This is a genomic window from Corynebacterium sp. HMSC068G04, assembly GCF_001814885.1.
GTDB classification, from domain to species: Bacteria; Actinomycetota; Actinomycetes; order Mycobacteriales; family Mycobacteriaceae; genus Corynebacterium; species Corynebacterium hiratae.
This window is the reverse complement of sequence record NZ_KV818338.1, coordinates 228,430-248,215: the sequence shown is the minus strand read 5'-3', so window position 1 is coordinate 248,215 and position 19,786 is coordinate 228,430. Positions and strand designations below refer to the sequence as shown.

Here is a 19,786-nt window from a genome sequence, read left to right as displayed (position 1 = left end):
GCATGAGTCAGAGGCAAGGTGTGTATTAGGCGGCTTGCCTGAAGCCCTCGAAGAGGGAGAGCGGTGAATGCACCGGGGTATAAGCGCTATCCACCAGCCACACAAATGTGGCCGCGCTGCTGCTGGAAATTTCATGCACTGCGGAGACGAGCTCCTCTGGGACTAAGGCCCGCACCCATGCTTCCGCCAACGAAGGGGAAACCGGGCGGCCGGTGGGGTCGGTGATGCGCACCGTAATGAGGTAGGACGGCACGCGCCTTTCGCCGTAGCCCAATACGCGAGCCTTGGCGCGCTCGCCCACGCGGTGGCGCGAGACAGTAAAGGTCAGCGGTAATGATTCGCCACCCTGTATGTCCACTGGTGGCAACACCTTTGATGGCGGCCGCCATTGCGGAGTGGGTCGCGCGAGCGAGCGTGGGTGACGGATGATGCTCTCGATGGAGCGAAGAGTGTCATGGTGGTGGTAGAGGATCTCAGTGGTGAGTTCGCTCTTACTCACGTCGGCCGGGAAAGTGGACTGAACGGACTGGTGAATGCTGCTGTAGTTCTTCATGGCCCACACACTAGGAGTAGGCACGGACATCACCGCACACAGATCCGAACAGCTGTGCGAGTAAGCGTTCGGTCATTTGACGTGATGGGCTACAGTGAGTGGCGATATGAAAAATACTGCAGCACCGCAGGTTAAAATCCCGCGGGAAATCTGGGTCATGGTCACCGCCGGGTTCATCATTGCCTTGGGCTATGGTCTCATCGCGCCGCTGCTGCCGCAGTTCATCGTCAGCTTTGATGTCTCGATGGCCGCGGCCGGTCTGGTTGTCTCCGTCTTTTCTGCCAGCCGTCTCATCTTTGCCCCCGCTGCGGGCTTTCTCATCGACCGCGTAGGTACGCGCAGGGTGTATGTGACGGGACTGCTTACCGTAGCGGTCACCACCGGGCTCGTGGGCGTGGCGCAGGAGTACTGGCAGATCGTCGCCTTGCGCACTATCGCCGGCATTGGTTCCACGATGTTCACCGTCGCGGCCATGGGGCTCATTGTGCGCCTCGCCCCACCCAGCATCCGCGGGCGCTGTTCGGCCACCTATGCCACGTCCTTCCTCCTCGGTAACGTCATCGGCCCTCTCGTTGGCGCGAGCCTTTCCTTCCTGGGCTTCCGCTGGCCCTTCTTTATCTACGGTGTCGGCGTGGCGATTGCGGCGCTCGTCGTGTGGAGCCTCATGCCGCCTGTGTCCAAGGCTGATGAGAGCCGACGCAGCCTCCCGCCGATGCGCTTGGAGGAGGCCTGGGCGGACACTGCTTATCGTGCAGTGCTGACCTCAAACTTCGCCCAAGGCTGGATCAACATGGGCGTGCGCGTAGCCGTTCTACCGCTGTTCGCTGCTGCGATCTTTGCCAACGGCGCATCCGCGTCGGGTATTGCATTGGCGGCCTTTGCCGCGGGCAACGCCATCGTCTTGCAGTTCTCCGGCTCCTGGTCCGACCGCGTGGGGCGCCGTCCACTCATCGTGGCGGGTCTCGTGGGGTCTGCCTTGTTCGTTGGAACACTGGGCTTGGCGACGAACATCGTTTCCCTGCTCATCCTCTCCGCCCTGTCGGGCGCCGCTTCAGGCCTTATCGCCCCTTCGCAGCAGGCGGCCGTGGCAGACATCGTTGGTTCGCAGCGCTCGGGCGGCCAGGTGCTGTCGACATTTCAGATGGCAGGCGATTTCGGGCAAATCCTGGGCCCCATCGTCATTGGACTGCTGGCGGATAAGTACGGATTTGAAGCAGCCTTTGGCTTCTGCGCGGTTGTCGCCGTGGCAGGTGTTGTGGCGTGGATATTTGGTCGCGACACCCTGGGGGAGAGGAAAGGTGTCCTGCGGGGTCTGCGCCGCCGCTACCGCCCACGGCGCTAATAGGCGTGGCTCTATCTAGTGAGTGCGGCGCACTTTCTTGCTGCACGCAGCCCAGCGAGGGGTCGTGCCAGTCTTGAAGCTGCGCTCCCGAAAACGCGTAAAGCCATAGATGGAAGTTCCAGAACCGTTATCAGGGCGGCTCCACCCCTTCCGGCTGCGCTCGCTCGCGGCTCCCATGACCGTCCTCCACACTTCTGCACCAAGGCATCAGAGACTAATCTTTTCTTAATCTGCTAAGGAAATCTTAATTTATGGTGATAACGGCGTCAACTTCGTAGATTGTGATTTTTAGAAGGGATAGCGGGCGGGAGAGTAGGGATTTTTAGAGGGGGTAGTGGGCGGGTGAGTATGAATGGCCTGGTCGCGTGGGGTGCATCAAGCATCACCGAATTTGAATGCGGAAAATAGCATCTCGCTGGGTAAATTGTTCTGTGTGAGTTCTGTAGATGAGTATGCCGTTAAACAAATTCGCGGCCCGTATGTGAAGTTACCTAAGCATCCGGACCACTGTGAAACGATTGAACAGCTCATTGCATATTGTGCTCAACGCCGTGAGGCTGGGGCGATACTTGGTGCTGATTTGTTTTCTGGCGCTGGCGGCCTAAGCCAAGGACTTACTAACGCTGGGGTCGAAGTCGTGCTGGGCGTAGATCACTATGACTATGCGGTCGAAACTCATGCGGCACGTTTCCCAGGCATTTCCGCGCCATGGGATCTTTCAGATGCGGAAAGCGTTGAGCGTGTCGCGCATGTCATTCAAGAAGCCGGGATTGATGTCTTAGCTGGTGGCCCGCCATGCCAACCCTTTTCGAAGGCCGGCCGGAACGGTATTCGTCATTTGGTTGAGCGGGGACTCCGTGATCCTATAGATGAACGCCGAAACCTTTGGCGAGCTTATCTTGAGGTAGTAATGCTTGCACGGCCGAAGGCGGTTGTTATGGAAAATGTTCCTGATATCGCCTTGGATGAAGAAATGTTCATCATGCGAAGCATGATTGAAGAGCTTGAGCAGATCGGCTACAGCGTTGAGAGCAAAGTGATTGAGGCATGGCGTTATGGCGTGCCCCAATTCCGACATCGCTACATTCTGATTGCTTTACGAGATGGTGTGCACTTCGATTGGCCTGCTGAAACAACTAACAAGGTTACGGTTTGGAACGCCATCGGAGATATGCCAGAGGTAGAAGGTGGTTGGCGCCCCGAGGGCGGTGCAGATGGCTGGATTCCCTACGAGGGCCCTAAAACTAGCTTCCAGAAATATATCCGTAGCGGCGTAGCCGCAGAAGATTCCGGCAAGCTCTTCGACCACATCACCCGCCCCGTCCGCGAGGATGATCGAATGGCCTTCGAAATGATGACCTCAGAAACCAAGTACTCAGACTTGCCGGATCATCTCAAAAGGTATCGGTCAGATATTTACGATGACAAGTACAAGCGTTTAGATGAAAACGACATTTCACGAACCATTACCGCTCATATTGCTAAGGACGGATATGGGTACATCCATCCTCGCCAATCGCGAACGCTAACGGTAAGGGAAGCTGCAAGGTTGCAGACATTCCCTGACGACTTCCGGTTTAGTGGACCACCGAGTGCTGCTTTCAAACAGATAGGGAACGCGGTGCCGGTGAGGCTCGGCGAGGTTCTTGGGCAGGCAGTGCTGAATTCTCTGGAGAAAGGTGCTGCCAAGCCATACAACGCAATACAGACATCATCAGCGCTTGCGGAATGGTACAAGAAACGTCCAGAAAGTGAACTGGTGTGGCCGTGGATGCGTGAAGGCGACCGGTGGAAGGTTTTGGTCTGTGAGATATTCCTTGAAAGAGGAATGGTAGGCCAAAGCGCAATGATTTGGGGCCTAATCAAACAGCTCAAGGGCCCAACTTTAAAGTCGGGAATTCCTAAAGAAACGGTTGATACTCTTCTTGGAGTATTTCAGGGACCCCGATTCGAAAAGCGAAGGGAAAAGTTCCGTAGCATAGTCTCCGAAATAAATAGCAACCCTAAGGGCTTTTGGGCGGCGCATATCGAGGAGAAAGATTTTCCTTCGATAAATCCAGGCCTACGAAACATTTTGGAGTTGAGCTCGACAGATCCTCGACAAGAGGGGAACAGTGAAGAACCAGTAATCGTCGCAAAAGGGGTTTTACGGGTAACTTCACGTTTTCAAGGCGAGGACGTCGAATCTAGAAACAAAGGTACTGATGGACGAATCAGTATCGGCCGGCTTCTTGGGTTGAACGAGCAGTCTCGTGGCGCTCACCTCGCGCTGTTCGAGGTAGCGCGGACCATCTGTGTCGGCGACAGTCCTCGGTGTGGGGACTGTCCGCTACAAACGTGGTGCGCTCATGCGAAGAAATCTCATGAAGGGCAGCAGCCACTCTTTTAATCGAAGCCGAGATGCCGAGCTAATTCAGGCATCTCCTTCTTTAGCAGATCTGAAATTGCTGTCAGCGCCTCTAGATTGCCAGTGCTTGCTGCGGCAGTGCGAAGTGCAAGCCCGATCGCCTCACCAGATTCCGCGCCACCAAAATCGGGGTTAAGCGCAGCATCCGTTTGTTCTTCCTTGTGCTTTTGCGCATTGGCTCGGCGATAAGCTGCATCAGCTGCAATACAAAGCTCGTTTACGGGCCTTGAGAGCATTTTGCGTAGTTGGCTGGGAAGGTTCACGCGCATTTTGGCAACGTTAATGTTGAATGCGTCGTCCAAATTCGTACCAAAATCTACGGAGGCGCGTGCCAACTTAGTGTGCTCGTCAATGGTCCTGATCTTGGACCATCCACCCCATTGCACGAGGCGATCAGCTCGGTAAATGTAGAGGCCTTGTTGCTTATTCCACCGATCGATTCCGGAGGCTTCCTCGAAGGCTTCCCGAGAACTAAAGTCATCTCTTTGCGGTAGTAAATAGCGCTTTAAAGTAACCGTGCCCGTATTGTCTTCATGCTCGATTTCGAATTCATTAGTCTCGAGCTGCTTTGTCCCGGGCTCAATTCGCGCGAATGGATCCCAAGGTTGCAATTCGACGCCATTTACTTTGATACGCGTTTTAGCATAGGCCTCCCCAGAAAGAAATCGATGGAAAACCATTGAAAGATAGGCTGATACCTTCGGGACTAAGCCTTCGATTCGTCGGCGTGCCCAGCCGCTTTCAGGTGACTTGATCGGAAGAAGTCGATCGAGCTTTTCCCACATGACAACCGTGCCGCTGCCTCCCACAAAATGAATTGCTTGTTCGCGCACGTATTCTTCATCGCTGTGGTCTAGGGTCACCCAATCGTCAATCGATTGTATGAAATCAAGATCTAAGATTCGTCCCTGGATCTCTGCGGATTCAGATTTGCTGATTACTGATACACGGCGGCATTGGGACAGGGAAGCGGTCTTTAGTCCGAGCCCGTATCGTCCTAAGTCCTGATTGACATATGAACGCCGACTTCCAAAGCGCATTGCTTCGTCGATGGCGTCGACGTTCATGCCGTCACCGTCGTCCTTAATCACGACTGATGAATCTTTTCCATCAAAAGTAATCGATATCTCAACAAGAGTTGCACCTGCGGCAATTGAGTTGTCAACGATGTCAGCCACTGCGGATTCAAAGCTGTATCCGATATCTCGTAGCGATGTAGTTAGACGGCGCGCTGAGGGAGCAACAGAAACTTGCTTAGTCATTCGTTTGACTACTACCTCGTTCTACCTTTTTGCTTTCTGCGTAATTTACGCATGCGTTGTGTGCGACTTCTTTAAGAAGCTCATACAGTTCATCTTCTGTATAGAACTCAAAGTTTAGCAAGGGCACAAGACGCCTCACGCTTACCATGACAGCGCGCATTACGTCTGACCTTCCGAGGTCAGAAAAGTCCTTGTAAACGGCATCAAATGCTCGTACGATTGCGCGGGCAACGAATGCGTTCCCGGAAAGCCCAGGACGCTCCATGATGCCGACCGCTTCATCTTCGCCGACGAGTTCGTTGAGTGACTCTCCCAGCGTCGCTTGCCGCCACCAAAGCTTCCGGAAAACATTTCGTTCAGTGCCCAACCAGCGCTCGAAATCGATCTTATTTTGCGTATTGGGGTAGCGCCAAGCTGCGATATCAGGGAGCAAGATTAAGGTAAGAAAACTCCATATCTCTTGATTAGCAGCTTCAGCTGGCAGAAGTTCCGTTCGTCGATCGAGGATTTCTGAAGCGGGTTGATCGAAGTTACGAACTGCAGCAGGTTTGAGTGCTTCAGGAAATCCGTTCTTTACTGCCAAAGCATAGAGTTCTTCCCGCAGCTGTTTAAGTTCTGAGTCAGTAACTCGCTCGGTAGCGGATGCATCGTAGAATGCCATCTCATTCGAAGTAGCTGCGAAGGCAGAGAGCTCAGCTGGGGATTTTTTAGATGAGTACTCACTGATGAGCATCATCGCGTAGGTGTTATTGAGGCGTGGGTAGTAGCTGATCGACGACATTTACTTGATGTCCTTAAAAGCTAGAGCCTGAGAAGTTGCAAAGACCAGAGCAGGGTCGGCAGGAATGTCTTCAAAGGGTGTTTGTGGAAAAAGCGCTTGAGCTAGATTCAAAACTGATTCAGCTAAGGAGCCTGGGAAGAGCGGATTATCTTCCAAGCCTTCAATCTCATTTAATCCATCTGCATGTAGGAGCATTCGTGTGATGACGTCAGCATTCAGAGAAGCATTCCAGAGGCTCTTTTCTTTACCTGAGTCTTTCTCGAGCATGCGAAGAGCTAGCGGATGGCCAGTGTTTATGTAGACTTGCATGCCTGCTTGTACGGGACGAAGCAGATCAGGGGAGATATCTATTCTCCACATTGCGTGTTGGGGAACGATTCGAGCATCGGTGAAGTTGACTGGGATGAGCGGCATTTGTGCTGAATTACCCTCGAGTCGCACTCGCAAAACGTCGCTGGCCCAAAGCCTCGAGCCAGGGCGCGTGGCAACCACTGCGTCTTCGAACGCCACGCCTGGTTTCAACAAGTCGATTTGAAGAGCGGAATGCAGCTCACCGCCGAGTAGAGAATTATCAATCTCATGCTCAATGACGTTTCGGCCGTTTTCCAAGACTTGGCGGGGACTAGACCCTCGTTGCTTAGTCTTATTCGATGACCAGCTCGCCAGTAGCGAGAAAACGGGGAAATCCTCCTCTGCGGCAAAGGAAACATAGCCAGACTCCTTTGCTAGACGCTCTAAGTCAACGTCTATCTCGGCGACGATGCTGACTGTCGATTCATAGTCCCATGTCGGGAAGGATGTCGTTTCAGAGTTAAACTCCTCGTCATCGACGATTATTGCAAGACGAATTACTTCAACGCATTGTGAAGTTGGGCGTTGGTAGCCGAAGCTGATTGCGTTACTCATCGGACGCGCCTCCAAAGACGGCTACATTCTTGTCGGTGTTGTATTCGAATTCGATATTGAGAGATATAGCAGTGTCAAAAGGCTGAAAAACATCAACTAGGAATTCGACGTGATCTTTTTCGAGCATGGCAGCTACTGATTCTTCAACGATACTAGTAGTCGAGGGGTCACTGGGAGTATCAGGGCTGTCGCACTCCCTCAAAGAGAGGACTTCCGGAACTTGCGCGCCCATTTGAGAAAGTGCTGAACGGATATCACCTCTGTCGGAGTTAACTGTCGGCGAAATCGTAACACTCGCAGGTAGGAGATGTTTGGGCACTGTTGCAGCCACGCGGAAGGATACTACTGTTCCGGAATCCGTGTTCTTCATCTTCACCACTTGGCTATCGAAACGGCCCCGTGTCTTCGAAGCTCGCTTGCTCTTTTTCTTCGGTGGTTGCGGGGAGATGAAACTTTTGTTGCCAGTGGCTCCTTGGGCATTCGCGATAAGTGAGCCAAGAGATTCGGAGAGCTTTGTAGCCGACCTGAAATGCTGGCTTTTCGTGTTCTTCAAGCTTCCGGGATCAACACTTTTGATCAAGTCCTTCATCTTCGTGAAGAAGATGCTCACTGGGTTGTTCAAGCTGCCCCAGAATTCCTGTAACAGAGGAGTTTCATTCTTTAACGTTTCATAGTTCCATTGGTGATGGGCAGCCGGTTCGCTTCGTGCAAAAACAACGTCTGCTTCATCATCTGCGATAAACACCCCACAGTAGGGCTTCCCGGTGCTGCTTTCTGGGGCCTTGTAATACTCGACGATCATCCTTGGCTTGCGCATCGTTGCCACATGACTGGAGATGTCGCGGTCAAGCAAAGTTCTGTTTTCGGGGATTCCCTCTACGAGGTCGATTAAAGACAACACCCCCAGAGTCTTCTTGGGTCGAGACGCAGCAATTGTAGCAATGCGTCTGAAATGCCGTCGTTCCCATTTGTTAGGAGGGATTTCTATGTCACTAAGTGCTTCGTAGTATGCGGTTACAAAGTGCTTAAGTGCCGAGTCTTCATCAGGGGGAAGAATCCTAATCTGCTCGCGCTTGTATGAAACCGAAAACTCGATTGGGTCCATACCAGTATCGATTTTGAGCATATGGGGCCAAGCCCACCGGGTTAAAGATCGCGAGATCTGTTTCATTACTTCCCGCTGCGGGGCCTCTGATGAGCATCCATCTTGTTCTTGGACAGAGAGATCTGGCTCAAGGATCATAATGGTGGTACCTGTAGACCGCTCATCAGTGAAATACGAGTCGATTCCGAGGGCTGCAGCAATCTTGTCTGCAGTTTCTTCGGTGTAAGGTTCTGCAAACTCTGTTCTGTCAGCGCCAGTTTCTTCTACGGCGTATTCACCCCACCAATGCCTTCCTGTGTAAGCAACTTGATCTTCGAAAAAGTCATCGGCATTTGCCATAGCGATGAGGCGGTTGACTCGGCGTCCCTTTTCATCGGTTGTGCGGGTGTACACGACAATTGTTTGGACTGTGCTTGCAATGAAAAAGACGCCTTTGCCGAAGCCATAGGTTCCACCGGCAATTTCTTTAGTATCGCTTCGTCCAATATTGCGGATGAATGAGTTGAAATCGGTGGGGCCGTCTGTGGCTGCCGTGGCAACGCTTGGTCCTCGCAAACCATGAGTTCCTGAGTCGCTGACACACAAAGCAGACATTTTTCCTGAGGCAAAAGCCTCTTCAAGTCTAGGGATACCTGAGTAGTCGGCGCCGAATACGTCTTTGTCTAAGGTCTGCACTTGTTCGGGATTGAGTTCGACGTAATCGATGGCGAAAGTCACACCGTCTTTTTGAGAAGTCTGGTCGCGTGCATCCCAGCTGTTTTGGAGTGCCTCGCGGGTAAACATGTCCCAAGCGGAGAGCGCTTGGCTCTTCATCGTTCGCGTGACAGAGTTTGCATAGACGTCGCCGGAAGGGTCGAACGGTTTCTTGTGGTGAAAAGTCATGTGCTCTACCGAATGTACTGGGGTTTCTCCTGGTAGCCGGGTACAGAAGAGGGGCCGGCCAAGTCGATGTTGTATTGAAGATTTTGAATTCGTTCGTCGGAATTCTCAACCACAACCTTTGGGAATTCATCAGTGATGTCGAATTCATGTACATCGACCGCGAAGAAATGGTTAAATGCGTCTCGATGTTGAGGATTAAAGACATCGATTCCTAGTTTCGAGAGACGCTCCAAAAATGCTTCGACGTTAAAGGAAGGGTAGGTTTGTAGCTCTTCCACAAGAGAGGGAATTGAGAGACCTCCGTCAGGGTGCCTCTGGTATCTGCGGAAGATTAGCCGGAGTGGTTTTCCACTAACTGGCTCAAGTTGTTGAGCACCGTGGATTGTAAGCTGCATGCGCTCGGAAGATTCGGATGCTTTGCATTCAAGAACGACGTCTGGGAGGACGAAATCGTGGCGGTCGCCAAACGGCCCGTACCATGCCTCGACTGCTTGGGGAACTCGATCTTCGTGGAGCTGAAGGAGCACTTCAAGCTCACAGAGTAGACCGAGCTCAACGCTGGAGTCGATCGAGAAACCAGAAGATCCGGAGAAGAAAGAACGCCAACGGGCAAGGAGTGCGGCGACATCGGAAATCTTTGCAGAGGGGTTGCCGTCGAGGAATTCGAGGACTTTGTCAGCAAATGCATAGAAGACCGCCCGTTGGTTGTGGTCCCTTAGAATGAGGCGCGCTTGATAGCGCGTTACTTCACCTCGGGCCTGGCTCTTTCGGCGGGTTAGCTGAATAGCGCGGCTTTTTCTGTCTTCATTAAATCGCTCGAACTGATCGGCGTCAGCCGGGATGATCAAGCCAATATGCCCGTTATAGTCAGAGAAACACAAGACCGAACCGGTTTCTAGCTGAACTCCCGTTTCCAGTGTGACTTCTTCATTGATACTGAGGACAGAGTCATTGGGCGAGAGAGCCTTGAACAGGTATTCGGCGTTATCTAGTGCTGGCATTAGTCGTCGCTTTCTTTGCTTTGTACAGCGAGCGCTTCTTCTTCTGCAGCTTCAACCTGCTGCATTGTCTCTACTTCGACGTATTCTTGAGTAGACACATATTCGGCCTCGGGGTCAGGATTACTTGAAGTAGGGAAGAAGATACCGATTCCGATTGGGGTACTTACAGCGTCAAGATCTTTTCGGCGATTCTTGGGAGCGATTCTCTTCCCTTGACGCGAGCCGGTCTTATGGACGTAGTCTCGGCTTTGCGTCGTCGTTGACTCGGGATCGATTGCGTAGATAGCTAGGTGTGCTACGTCTTGGCCGACATGTTCTTCATATACCTTTAGTAGCTTGTTTTCAGACGTTGAGTCCTGGGCTTCGATGCTGTCAACCAGTGGTTTGATCTCCGACGGCTCCAAGTCGACTGAGTTAAGGCGATCCAATGAGCCGACCAGCGTTTTGATATTCGCGACTTGGTCGTTTGAATTGACGACCATTTGTGAACGGTTGATGAGCGCTAATTCATCAGTTAGCCCTAAATCAATGGTCTTAGCCGGATCAACCTTTCCCTTGCCGTAGAAGGAAACATCCCACGATCTAATAGAGCCAGTCTTGTGCTCGTTGCGAATGTAGTTTTTGAGCAGTTCAGCATTCTTCCTGCCGAGGATTGACTCCTCATAAATGGTGTAGGAGTCAAGGAAATCGACGACTGATTCTGGGCGAACGTTCTTGAACACTGTTGTCCCGTTAGATTTCTTCTGTTCTTGGGCACCATCGGTAAGAATCGTTGACACGAGTTGCTTTGCTGCAGCTAGGTTTTTGTCAAGCCAAACACGATCCTTGTGGCGGAAGAGGATCGTTTGAACCTTTCGGCCCGAGTAGCTGACGGATGCTGGCCGCGAGCTCTGTTGTTTTGCCCTCGCCGTGACTTCCATAGCTGGGTGAACGCGGATTCGTGCCTGATAGGTCAGGGGAGTTTCTCCGCCGGAGGCGTAACGAGCCAAGTCTTGGCGTAGGTCAGCCTCGACGAGCGCAAGGTCTCTAAACCACGTCTCGAGTTCCTCTGTCATCCAGATACGAGGAAGATCCGCGTAACCATTTCTAAAACCGAACCAACGGCCCATCTGGAGCAAGGTGTCGTATGCGGTTGCAGTGCGAACGAAGTAGCTACATACAAGCCCCTCAAGCGTTAGACCACGTGCGAGAGTGTTGCCGCCAACAGCGATGACGGTTTTAGCTTCGCCTTCCTTGTAAACCAAGCGATCCGCGGAGACGCCGTTATCCATGACAATTTCTACGTCATTGAATACTTGCGGAATGAACTCTTTGACCTCGTCGAAGGAATACGAACTGTAGCCAAAGCGTGAGGCGGGAACAAGAAGCGTCTCTTCATTCCAGAGCTCGCGGAACGACTCGATTGCGCTCTCTTCTTCCCAGTGTGACTTAAGCACGCGGACGTGGTTTGTGATGAGCCTGTGCAGGTCTTCGTGGGCTTGTGTACGGACAGCCGTGTGAATCAGCATGGAGGAATGAGAGTCTGACTGTCCGCGCGCCCTACGTGCGGCGGTAGCCAGAATGAACCAACGTAGTGCCTCATCAAGTGAATCCGGAATATAGGGGGACCACTCCTCGAATGCCTTCTTACTGCCTGGCGGTCGTGTTGCTTCAATCTCCGAAACGGGAATCGTCCGGATCATGGGGAGCCCCTCAACTTCGTCGTCCTCGTCGCCAGAAAGTGGGGGACGGCCGAAGAGAGCTTCTGTTCCAAAGTAGCCCTTTGGGCGAGGTAGGACATGAATGAAGTCGCGTGGATAAAGATCGCTCGTGTCGTTCGGATCGATCAGGATATTTGCAAACGGAGTGGCCGTATATGCCACATAGGCAGTCTTGCGGTTACGCAGCAAAGTCCGAATCTGAGCATTGATTCGCGATACCTCGAACGCCGCTTGTTTAGAGACGTTGATACTTGCTTGATCGGATTCGTCATCGATAACCAAGATTGGGAGCTCATCGACGATGATCCCTGCGTGCTTTAAGAAGTTGTTTAGGCCTTGGAGGATATGACCATTCTTTTTCACAACGGCGATGAGTCGGTTATCAGGGCTACTGAGAAGCGTATTGGCGTTTTGATTATTCGCCTTGAACTGGGCGGCATTGAAGTCCGAGTCAATGGTTGTGAGCTTGACCCAGCCAGGAGTTTTATCGTTTACCAGCTGTTCTTCAAGTCTCTCTTGAGTTTGACGGCGCAGATTGTCGGTCATGCCGGCCAGAACGATGATTAGCCGGTAGCCAACATCCGCTGCCTTGGAAATCAGGGAGATAAAGTTTGTGGTTTTACCGCTCTGAACAAAGCCGAGGACGAGTCCGCGGACGTCGAACTCAGTTTCTCCAGGTGGGCGAAGCGAAGACAGAACCTTGTCAGCAGAGAGGTTCACTTCTTCGAGCGCATCGCCCAGTTTCGGCCTTAAAACCTCACGTACATGCGGCCAATAAACATAGTCACCCGAGTCTGTGCCGTCGTACCATTTTCCGGTTTCAGTTTCCTTATCTGTCAAGGAATCTACGCGCTCGAAACGCGAGATCTTCCCTTCAGCTCTAAGGAAGCGCATCCTAGCTTCTTCAATAAGTTCATCGGGCAGTGAATAATAGGGGCTATCTCTAAACCCTTCAATTGTGCGTTGAAGTGATCTTCCGGCGCGTGTTGATATGCGTATGTCGTCGAGCAACCGATCGATTGTTCGTTCACGGATTTCTGGCTCAATATCTGACACAGTTGCCCTCCATATAGACAGCTAGAAAGTACGAATATAGTTTAACTTTCCTAGTGCCTATTCTCCGAGGGAAACGGAATTTCGCTTATTTAAAAGGAAGCTTATTTTTTATCTTGGGCAGAAAAGTGCGCCGTCACGATGTCATCAATCAACCGCGCGGCCAGCTTGGCGGTGTGGTTGTCGGTGTCGAAGGTGGGGTTGAGCTCGACGACGTCGACAAGCGCGAGACGTCCCGTGGCGGCGATGCTCAGAGCGAGTTCGCGGATGATGCTCACCGGCACACCGAGGCCGGCGGGGGCGGAGACACCAGGTGCCTGGTCGGCAGGCAGCACGTCGAGGTCGATGGAAAGGTGAATGGGCTTCGTGCCGGCGCAGATGCGCTCGACGGTTTCGCGCAGTTCGGCGCGGTCCATGTTGAGTAGTTCCTCGTCGAGGACGACGGTGACGCCGAGGGCGGAGGCTTCGTCGAAAAGCACGGGCGTGTTGTTGGGACGGGAGATACCCAGGACGGAATAGTCGAAGTCCTCGCGGCCGACCAGCTCAGAAATCTGCTTGAACGGGGTGCCGGAGGTGGGCACGTCCGCGGTGCGGAGATCGAAATGCGCGTCCAGGTTGATGATCTGCAGTGGGCCCTGGGCGCGGAAGGCGCCGCGGTGGGAGCCGAAGGCTGTCTCGTGGCCGCCGCCGAGGATGATGGGCAGGTGCCCGGCGCGCGAGAGTGTCTCCACTGCGTCGGAGAGGCGCGCATGGGAGCCTTCCAGGTCGGTGCCTTGGGTGGTGATCGTGCCGGCGTCGTAAAGCGGATGCGTATGGTGCAGCGCCAGGGAACCCAGGGCGGTGCGCAGTGCGGCCGGGCCCGCAGCCGCGCCGGGGCGGCCATGGTTGCGCTCCACGCCCTCGTCGGAGGCGAAGCCCAGGAGTGCGACGCCGGGTTCTGCCTGGGGCTTGGCGACGTCCAGCGGGCGAACTACGCTGTGCCACCGCGCATGCTCGGGGCCTGGGCCGTCGGAGCGGCCGGACCACTCGGGGGCAGGGGAGTAGGCGGGGGCATCAACGGTGTTCATGGTTATCCTTTCGCGTCTGTTCCTTGTGTGGTTGTTTCTTGCCGGTCTGCTTCTTGTGGGGTGCTCGCGGCGGCGCTGCGGCGGCCGGTGAGGTAGAAGATGCCGGTCATGAGGAGGATGAAGATAACGCCCGTGGCGAGTGCCGGGCGGTATTGCTCCTGCCACACCATGATGCCAAAAGTGAAGATGATGAAGGCGATGGAGAAGTATTGGCCCCAGGGCCAGAAGGGGACGGTGTATTTCAGGCTGGCGCGTTCTTCGGGTGGCATCTGGCGGCGGGAGGCCACGTGGGCGAGCAGAATCATCAGCCACACGTAGATGGTGGCAAAGGTGGCCAGGGAGGCGATGACCTCAAAGACGTTATCCGGGATGAGCGCGTTGAGTCCGGTGCCGATGATCATGACGATGAGCAGGATGATCATGGTCATGACCGGCACACCTCGGGTCTTTTTGGCCATGACCTTGGGTGCGAGGTTCTGGCGTGCCAGGCCGGTAAGGACGTTGCCGGCGCCGAAGAGATCCGCGTTGATGGCAGACACCGCCGCGGTGATGACGACGACGTTGAGGGCGGCCGCAGCCCAGGTGACGCCGAGGGTGGAGAAGATTTGGACGAAGGGGCTTTCCTCACCGGTGATGCTGCGCCAGGGGTTGATCATGAGGATGACCAGGATGGCCAGGACGTAGAACAGCAGGATGCGCACCGGGATGGTGTTGACGGCCTTCGGCACGGACTTGGCGGGGTCTTCGGCCTCCGCGCTGGCCACGCCGACGATTTCCGTGCCGCCGAAGGCAAAGAGGACCAGGATGAAGGAGGCGACCATGCCGGAGACACCGTTGGGGAAGAAGCCGCCATCGTTGACGAGGTTGGCCGGGCCTGTGGTCTCCGCGGTGGAGAGGCCGAAGACCAAGACGGCCACGCCACCTAAGATCATCGCGATGACCGCGCCGACCTTGACGATGGTGAAGGCGAATTCCAGCTCGCCGAAAGCCTTGACGGTGGCGAGGTTGGCGCCGCCGACGAGAAGCAGTGTGGCGGCGACCCACACCCACTTGGGCGAGCCGGGGAACCAGAATTGCATGTAGACGCCGATGGCGGTGAGATCTGCCAGGGCCACGATGACCATCTCAAAGGCGAACATCCAGCCAGTGATGTAGCCGGCCCAGGGGCCTAAGAAAGTGCGGGCGTATTCGGCGAAGGAGCCGGTAACGGGGTGGTGCACGGACATCTCACCGAGTGCGCGCAGGAGGAAATAAACCACGGCCCCGCCGAGGAGGTAGACCAAGAGGACCGAGGGGCCGGCGGCTTGGATGGCGCCGGCAGAGCCGTAGAACAGGCCGGTGCCGATGGCCGAGCCTAAGGCGATGAAGTGCAGGTGCCGGTGTTTCAAACCAGCGCGCTTGGTGGTTTCTGCCACGGGGATGCGTCCTCCTCTGTCCCCTGTGCGGGCGCTAGTTGGTTCTAGCACCGCGAATGAGGGGAGTGGTTGGTGCGAGTGGGTCTGGGAGCTACTTTCCTCTAGTTGAGACGTGGGGTCAATTTGGTGGTGGGGTGAGTTGTTCGCACGCTATGGTGGGTGCCTCATTCCGCGTGTGGGGGTGACCTGTGTGACATTTAAGGACGGTGTCGCTAGTATGTGGAGGACCTGCGTGTGGCTGTCGCGTGGGCATGGCTAGAAACACTCGCCGTCTTGAGTTGACGTGTGTTTGTTTGGTGCGTTCCTTCAACAGAACGCGCGTGTGGCCGTGCTAATGACGTGTCGTTTCCACCACCGTGAGGTAGAACATGAACTCTGAAGACGCAATCGTTGACGCCTTCTACGAGAACGAGGATGACGTGCCCTCCAAGAAGGGGATCTGGCGCCTCTTCGTCTACAGCGCTATCGGCGCTTTCGTATTCTTCTTTCCCATTAGTTATGACGGAAAGAAATCCATCCCGCTTGACCACATGGTCACCATCATCCGCACCTATGCCGATGCCTTCGTGCCGTGGTTCATCCTGGCACTGGCGCTCTATGGCACGGTGCGCAGTATCGTGAATAAGAACTGGCAGGAGGGTCCGTTGCAGGCGGTCTTTACAGTTCTCAATGTGGTGGGCCTGGTGGTTTCCTTCCTTATGGTCATCGGAACCCTTCCTGGAGTCTTGGGCAACGAGGACGTTGTGCCCTTCCTATGGAATTCGGTTGCCACGCCCGTCGGGCTTATCGTGCCCATTGGCGGCGCATTCCTAGCCCTGCTCATCAGCTACGGCTTTCTGGAATTCGTGGGCGTATTCATGCAGCCCATCATGCGCCCGCTCTGGCGCACACCGGGGCGCTCCGCCATCGACGCGGTGGCCTCCTTCGTGGGCTCCTACTCTTTGGGAATCCTCATTACTGACCGCGTGTACCAGCGCGGCGGCTATACCGCGCGTGAGGCCTCCATCATCGCAACGGGCTTCTCGACGGTCTCGGCGGCGTTCATGGTGATCGTCGCCAAGCAGCTCGACCTTATGGATATGTGGGGCATCTACTTCGGTGTCTCCCTCGTGGTGACCTTCCTGGTTACGGCGATTACCGTGTGGATTCCGCCGCTGAGCAGGATTCCCGACGACTACGTAGACGGCGTGCAACCGGACCCGGAAAAGCCAGTGAAGGGCAATTTCTTTAAGGCCGCGTGGCGTGAGGCGCTGCTGGCGCTGGACCGCGCGCCGTCTTTGGGCGCTGCCATTTGGGAGAACCTGCGCGATGGCGTGCGCATGGCGTCGGCGATTGTGCCCTCCATCATGTCTGTGGGCCTGATTGGCCTGCTGCTGGCTAACTTCACGCCGCTCTTCGATTGGCTGGGTTACCTGTTCTACCCGTTCGCGTGGCTTGTCCAGCTGCCGGAACCGGAGCTGGCGGGCAAGGCCGCGGCCATGGGCATTGCGGAGATGTTCCTGCCGGCGACGGCCGTGGCGGGCTCTGAGAGCATGGTGCTCAAGTTTGTTATTGGCGTGGTAGCTATCTCCGCCATCATCTTCTTCTCCGCGCTGGTGCCGTGCATCTTGGCCACCAAGATTCCGATCAAGCTCTGGCAAATTGTGGTCATCTGGTTCGAGCGCGTGGTGCTGACTATCATCATTGCGACGCCGATTGCCTTCCTGGTGACTTAGCTGGGGCTTACACGAGGGCTTATTAGAATGTGGGCCCATGAGTACCTCCCGAGTCCCGGCGGCGCGCAATGCGCTGGAGATCCTCCGGTTGCTGTCTACCATCGACGTGCCGATTTCCGCCGCGCGCATCCGCAGCGAGCTGAACCTGCCGCGCTCATCCACCTACCACCTGCTTAAAGAGATGGTGGATGCCGGCTTCGTGGTGCATCTGCCGGAGAACCAAACCTATGGGTTGGGGCTTGCTGCCTACTCGATGGCGGCTGCTTATGCCACGCAGCAGCCCCTGGTGCGTGCTACCCAGGGGCACCTTGAGCGGATTGCCAGCAGCGTCGGGGGCTCGGGACATTTATCGCGTTTAGCGGGAACGGAGATTCTCTACCTCAACGAGGTGCGCGCTCCGGGGGCGCTGTCACTGGTCACGGAGAAGGGGGTGCGGTTGCAAGCACAGCGCACGGCCTCCGGGCGGGCGATGCTGGCCCTGCTCCCGGAGGCGGAATGGCGCGCAGCCTATATCCCGGGGTCCTTAGGTTTTGGGGAATACAAGGAGATCTTGCGCCAGGTACGTGAGCGTGGCTGGGCTGAAGAGGTTGAGGTGGTTGCGCGCGGGCAGGCGTCGGTAGGCGTGGCGGTGGTTGACCACGTGGGCAGGCCAGCAGCGGCGCTGGCGGTGACCTTCCCGGTGGGGACTGCCGACGCCGCCGACGTCGCACAGCAACTGCACGCGGCAGCGCAGCAGGTGGCGGAGAGGATGTACGGGCGCCGCTAACAGCTGGTGCCCGGAGTATTGGCGCGCCGGGCAGCCTGTTGTACTATGAGCGCAACGCGTAAGGCTGTCGCGCGTATCACTATTTATCTATTCTTGTGAAAGCAAGTACGTGTTTTCGCGTGCCTTCCTCCCTTCCACGTGGGTGGTGGGGCGTGGGCAACGCAGCGACGTCGAAGGAGCCTTACATGTCTAATTCTTATCCCTCCACCGTGACCGTGGGTATCGGTGCGCTGAGCATCGAGGAGGTCGTGGCCGTTGCGCGCTACGGCGCGAAGGTGGAAATTTCCGAGGACGCCCTGGCGGAAATCGCCTCGACCCGCGAGCGCGTCGAGGAACTGGCCCAGGATCCGACCCCGGTCTACGGTATTTCCACCGGCTTCGGCGCCCTAGCGCGCCGCCACATTCCGGAGGAGATGCGCGCGCAGCTGCAGCTTTCGCTCGTGCGCTCGCATGCAGCAGGCACGGGCCCGGAGGTTGAGCAAGAGGTCATTCGCGCGCTCATGCTGCTGCGCCTGTCCACCCTGTGCACTGGGCGTACTGGCGTGCGTCCGGTGGTGGCGGAAACCTATGCTGCGGTCCTCAACGCCAACATCCACCCGGTGGTCCGCGAATACGGTTCCTTGGGTTGCTCCGGTGACCTTGCACCGCTTGCGCACTGCGCACTGGCACTGCTCGGTGAAGGCGAGGTGCGCGTTGATGGCGGCGAGGTCACCCCGGCCGCGGAAGCCCTATCCGCTGCGGGTATCGAGCCGCTCAAGCTGCGGGAAAAGGAAGGCCTAGCACTGATTAACGGCACCGATGGCATGCTGGGCCAGCTCTGCCTGGCCATTACAGACTTGCGTGAGCTGGCCAAGACCGCCGATATCGCCACCGCGATGACGGTGGAGGGCCTGCTGGGTACCTTGGTGGTCTTTGCCGATGACCTGCAGCAGCTGCGCCCGCACCCAGGCCAGGCAGATGCTGCGGCCAATATCCTGCAGGTCGCAGAGGGCTCGGAGATTCTCGCGGCCGCTCTCGAGGAATTTAAGAAGAAGCAGGTGCAGGACGCCTACTCGGTGCGCTGTGCGCCGCAGGTGGCTGGCGGTTTCCGCGATACCGTGGCGCACACAGCAACGGTTGCGGAGCGCGAGCTGGCCGCGGCCGTCGACAACCCGGTGGTGGCCAAGGACGGGCGCGTGGTCTCCAACGGCAACTTCCACGGCGCGCCGGTGGCCTATGCGCTGGACTTCCTGGCCATCGTCGTGGCTGACCTGGCCTCCATCTCTGAGCGCCGCACCGATCGCTTCCTCGATGTTGCCCGCAACCGCGGCCTCAACGCCTTCCTGGCCGATGACCCAGGTGTGGATTCCGGCCACATGATCGCGCAGTATGCGCAGGCGGGCATCGTCTCTGAACTCAAGCGCTTGGCCAACCCGTCTTCGGCGGATTCCATCCCGTCTTCGGCCATGCAGGAGGACCACGTTTCCATGGGCTGGTCGGGTGCCCGCAAGCTGCGCAAGGCCGTCGACGGTCTGCAGCGCGTCCTCGCCATTGAAATCCTCACCGCCGCCCGCGCCATCGATATGCGCGAGGGCCAGCCGGCCAAGGGCACTGGCGCGGTCATCGACGCCTTGCGCCAGACCGTCCAGGGCCCAGGCACCGACCGCTATCTCTCCCCGGAGATTGAAGAGACCGTGCGACTAGTCAAGGAAGGCGCACTGGTGGCTGCGGTAGAGGGGGCCGTCGGCACGCTGCGCTAAACACCTCCCGCCCCATGGCATGTGCCATGGGGCCTTCTCTTGCCGTCTTATTTCCAAAAATGCAGACCTGGAAGTGCAGACCTGCTGGTCGT

14 protein-coding genes are annotated in these 19,786 nt (G+C 56.0%); 5 read left to right on the top strand and 9 right to left on the bottom strand.

Going from position 1 to position 19,786, the window contains the following annotated elements:
• Positions 1-25 precede the first annotated feature (25 nt).
• Positions 26-553, bottom strand: coding sequence for a hypothetical protein (locus HMPREF2993_RS13915; RefSeq protein WP_246822420.1), 528 nt, complete (start codon positions 551-553; stop codon positions 26-28).
• Positions 554-659: 106 nt separating this feature from the next.
• Here HMPREF2993_RS13915 and HMPREF2993_RS09385 point away from each other — a divergent pair, with 106 nt between their 5' ends.
• Positions 660-1,895 carry an MFS transporter gene (locus HMPREF2993_RS09385; protein WP_070702069.1) on the top strand — a complete coding sequence of 412 codons (1,236 nt, stop codon included), beginning with the start codon at positions 660-662 and terminating at the stop codon, positions 1,893-1,895.
• A 433-nt stretch (positions 1,896-2,328) separates the two neighbouring features.
• Complete coding sequence (dcm, locus tag HMPREF2993_RS09380; RefSeq protein ID WP_070702090.1) at positions 2,329-4,284, top strand: DNA cytosine methyltransferase; 1,956 nt, start codon at positions 2,329-2,331, stop codon at positions 4,282-4,284.
• Here the strand turns inward: dcm and HMPREF2993_RS09375 are convergent.
• The 8 genes from HMPREF2993_RS09375 to HMPREF2993_RS09340 form a co-directional block, all read right to left on the bottom strand.
• On the bottom strand, positions 4,281-5,564 hold the full coding sequence (locus HMPREF2993_RS09375) for an ATP-binding protein (protein ID WP_070702066.1): 1,284 nt from the start codon (positions 5,562-5,564) through the stop codon (positions 4,281-4,283). The two genes, dcm and HMPREF2993_RS09375, sit on opposite strands and share 4 nt — an antisense overlap.
• Positions 5,557-6,345: a DUF6339 family protein gene (locus tag HMPREF2993_RS09370; protein ID WP_070702064.1), complete on the bottom strand. Its 789-nt coding sequence runs from the start codon at positions 6,343-6,345 to the stop codon at positions 5,557-5,559. Before HMPREF2993_RS09370 ends, HMPREF2993_RS09375 begins: the two co-directional genes overlap by 8 nt.
• Positions 6,346-7,251, bottom strand: a complete 906-nt coding sequence (locus tag HMPREF2993_RS09365) for a hypothetical protein (protein WP_070702062.1) — start codon at positions 7,249-7,251, stop codon at positions 6,346-6,348. It abuts the gene before it with no gap.
• On the bottom strand, positions 7,244-9,238 hold the full coding sequence (locus tag HMPREF2993_RS09360; protein ID WP_070702060.1) for a hypothetical protein: 1,995 nt from the start codon (positions 9,236-9,238) through the stop codon (positions 7,244-7,246). The genes HMPREF2993_RS09365 and HMPREF2993_RS09360 overlap by 8 nt, the downstream gene beginning before the upstream one ends.
• Positions 9,239-9,243: 5 nt before the next feature.
• The gene (locus HMPREF2993_RS09355; protein WP_070702058.1) at positions 9,244-10,239 is read right to left on the bottom strand and encodes a PD-(D/E)XK motif protein; all 996 of its coding nucleotides are present in this window, start codon (positions 10,237-10,239) and stop codon (positions 9,244-9,246) included.
• Positions 10,239-12,995, bottom strand: coding sequence for a Z1 domain-containing protein (locus HMPREF2993_RS09350; protein WP_141758285.1), 2,757 nt, complete (start codon positions 12,993-12,995; stop codon positions 10,239-10,241). Before HMPREF2993_RS09350 ends, HMPREF2993_RS09355 begins: the two co-directional genes overlap by 1 nt.
• Positions 12,996-13,096: 101 nt before the next feature.
• On the bottom strand, positions 13,097-14,059 hold the full coding sequence (hutG, locus tag HMPREF2993_RS09345) for a formimidoylglutamase (RefSeq protein ID WP_070702054.1): 963 nt from the start codon (positions 14,057-14,059) through the stop codon (positions 13,097-13,099).
• Positions 14,060-14,061: 2 nt separating this feature from the next.
• Positions 14,062-15,474 (bottom strand): amino acid permease, encoded by a 1,413-nt coding sequence (locus HMPREF2993_RS09340; RefSeq protein WP_070702052.1) that lies wholly within the window; start codon positions 15,472-15,474, stop codon positions 14,062-14,064.
• A gap of 368 nt (positions 15,475-15,842) precedes the next feature.
• Between HMPREF2993_RS09340 and HMPREF2993_RS09335 the strand changes: the two genes are divergently transcribed.
• The 3 genes from HMPREF2993_RS09335 (at position 15,843) to hutH (ending at position 19,694) form a co-directional block, all read left to right on the top strand.
• Entirely contained in the window at positions 15,843-17,189 is a 1,347-nt protein-coding gene (locus HMPREF2993_RS09335; RefSeq protein ID WP_070702050.1) for a YjiH family protein, read from the top strand.
• Between the two features lie 37 nt (positions 17,190-17,226).
• Positions 17,227-17,955, top strand: a complete 729-nt coding sequence (locus tag HMPREF2993_RS09330) for an IclR family transcriptional regulator (RefSeq protein ID WP_070702048.1) — start codon at positions 17,227-17,229, stop codon at positions 17,953-17,955.
• 185 nt (positions 17,956-18,140) lie between these two features.
• Positions 18,141-19,694 (top strand): histidine ammonia-lyase, encoded by a 1,554-nt coding sequence (hutH, locus tag HMPREF2993_RS09325; protein WP_070702046.1) that lies wholly within the window; start codon positions 18,141-18,143, stop codon positions 19,692-19,694.
• Positions 19,695-19,786 lie beyond the last annotated feature (92 nt).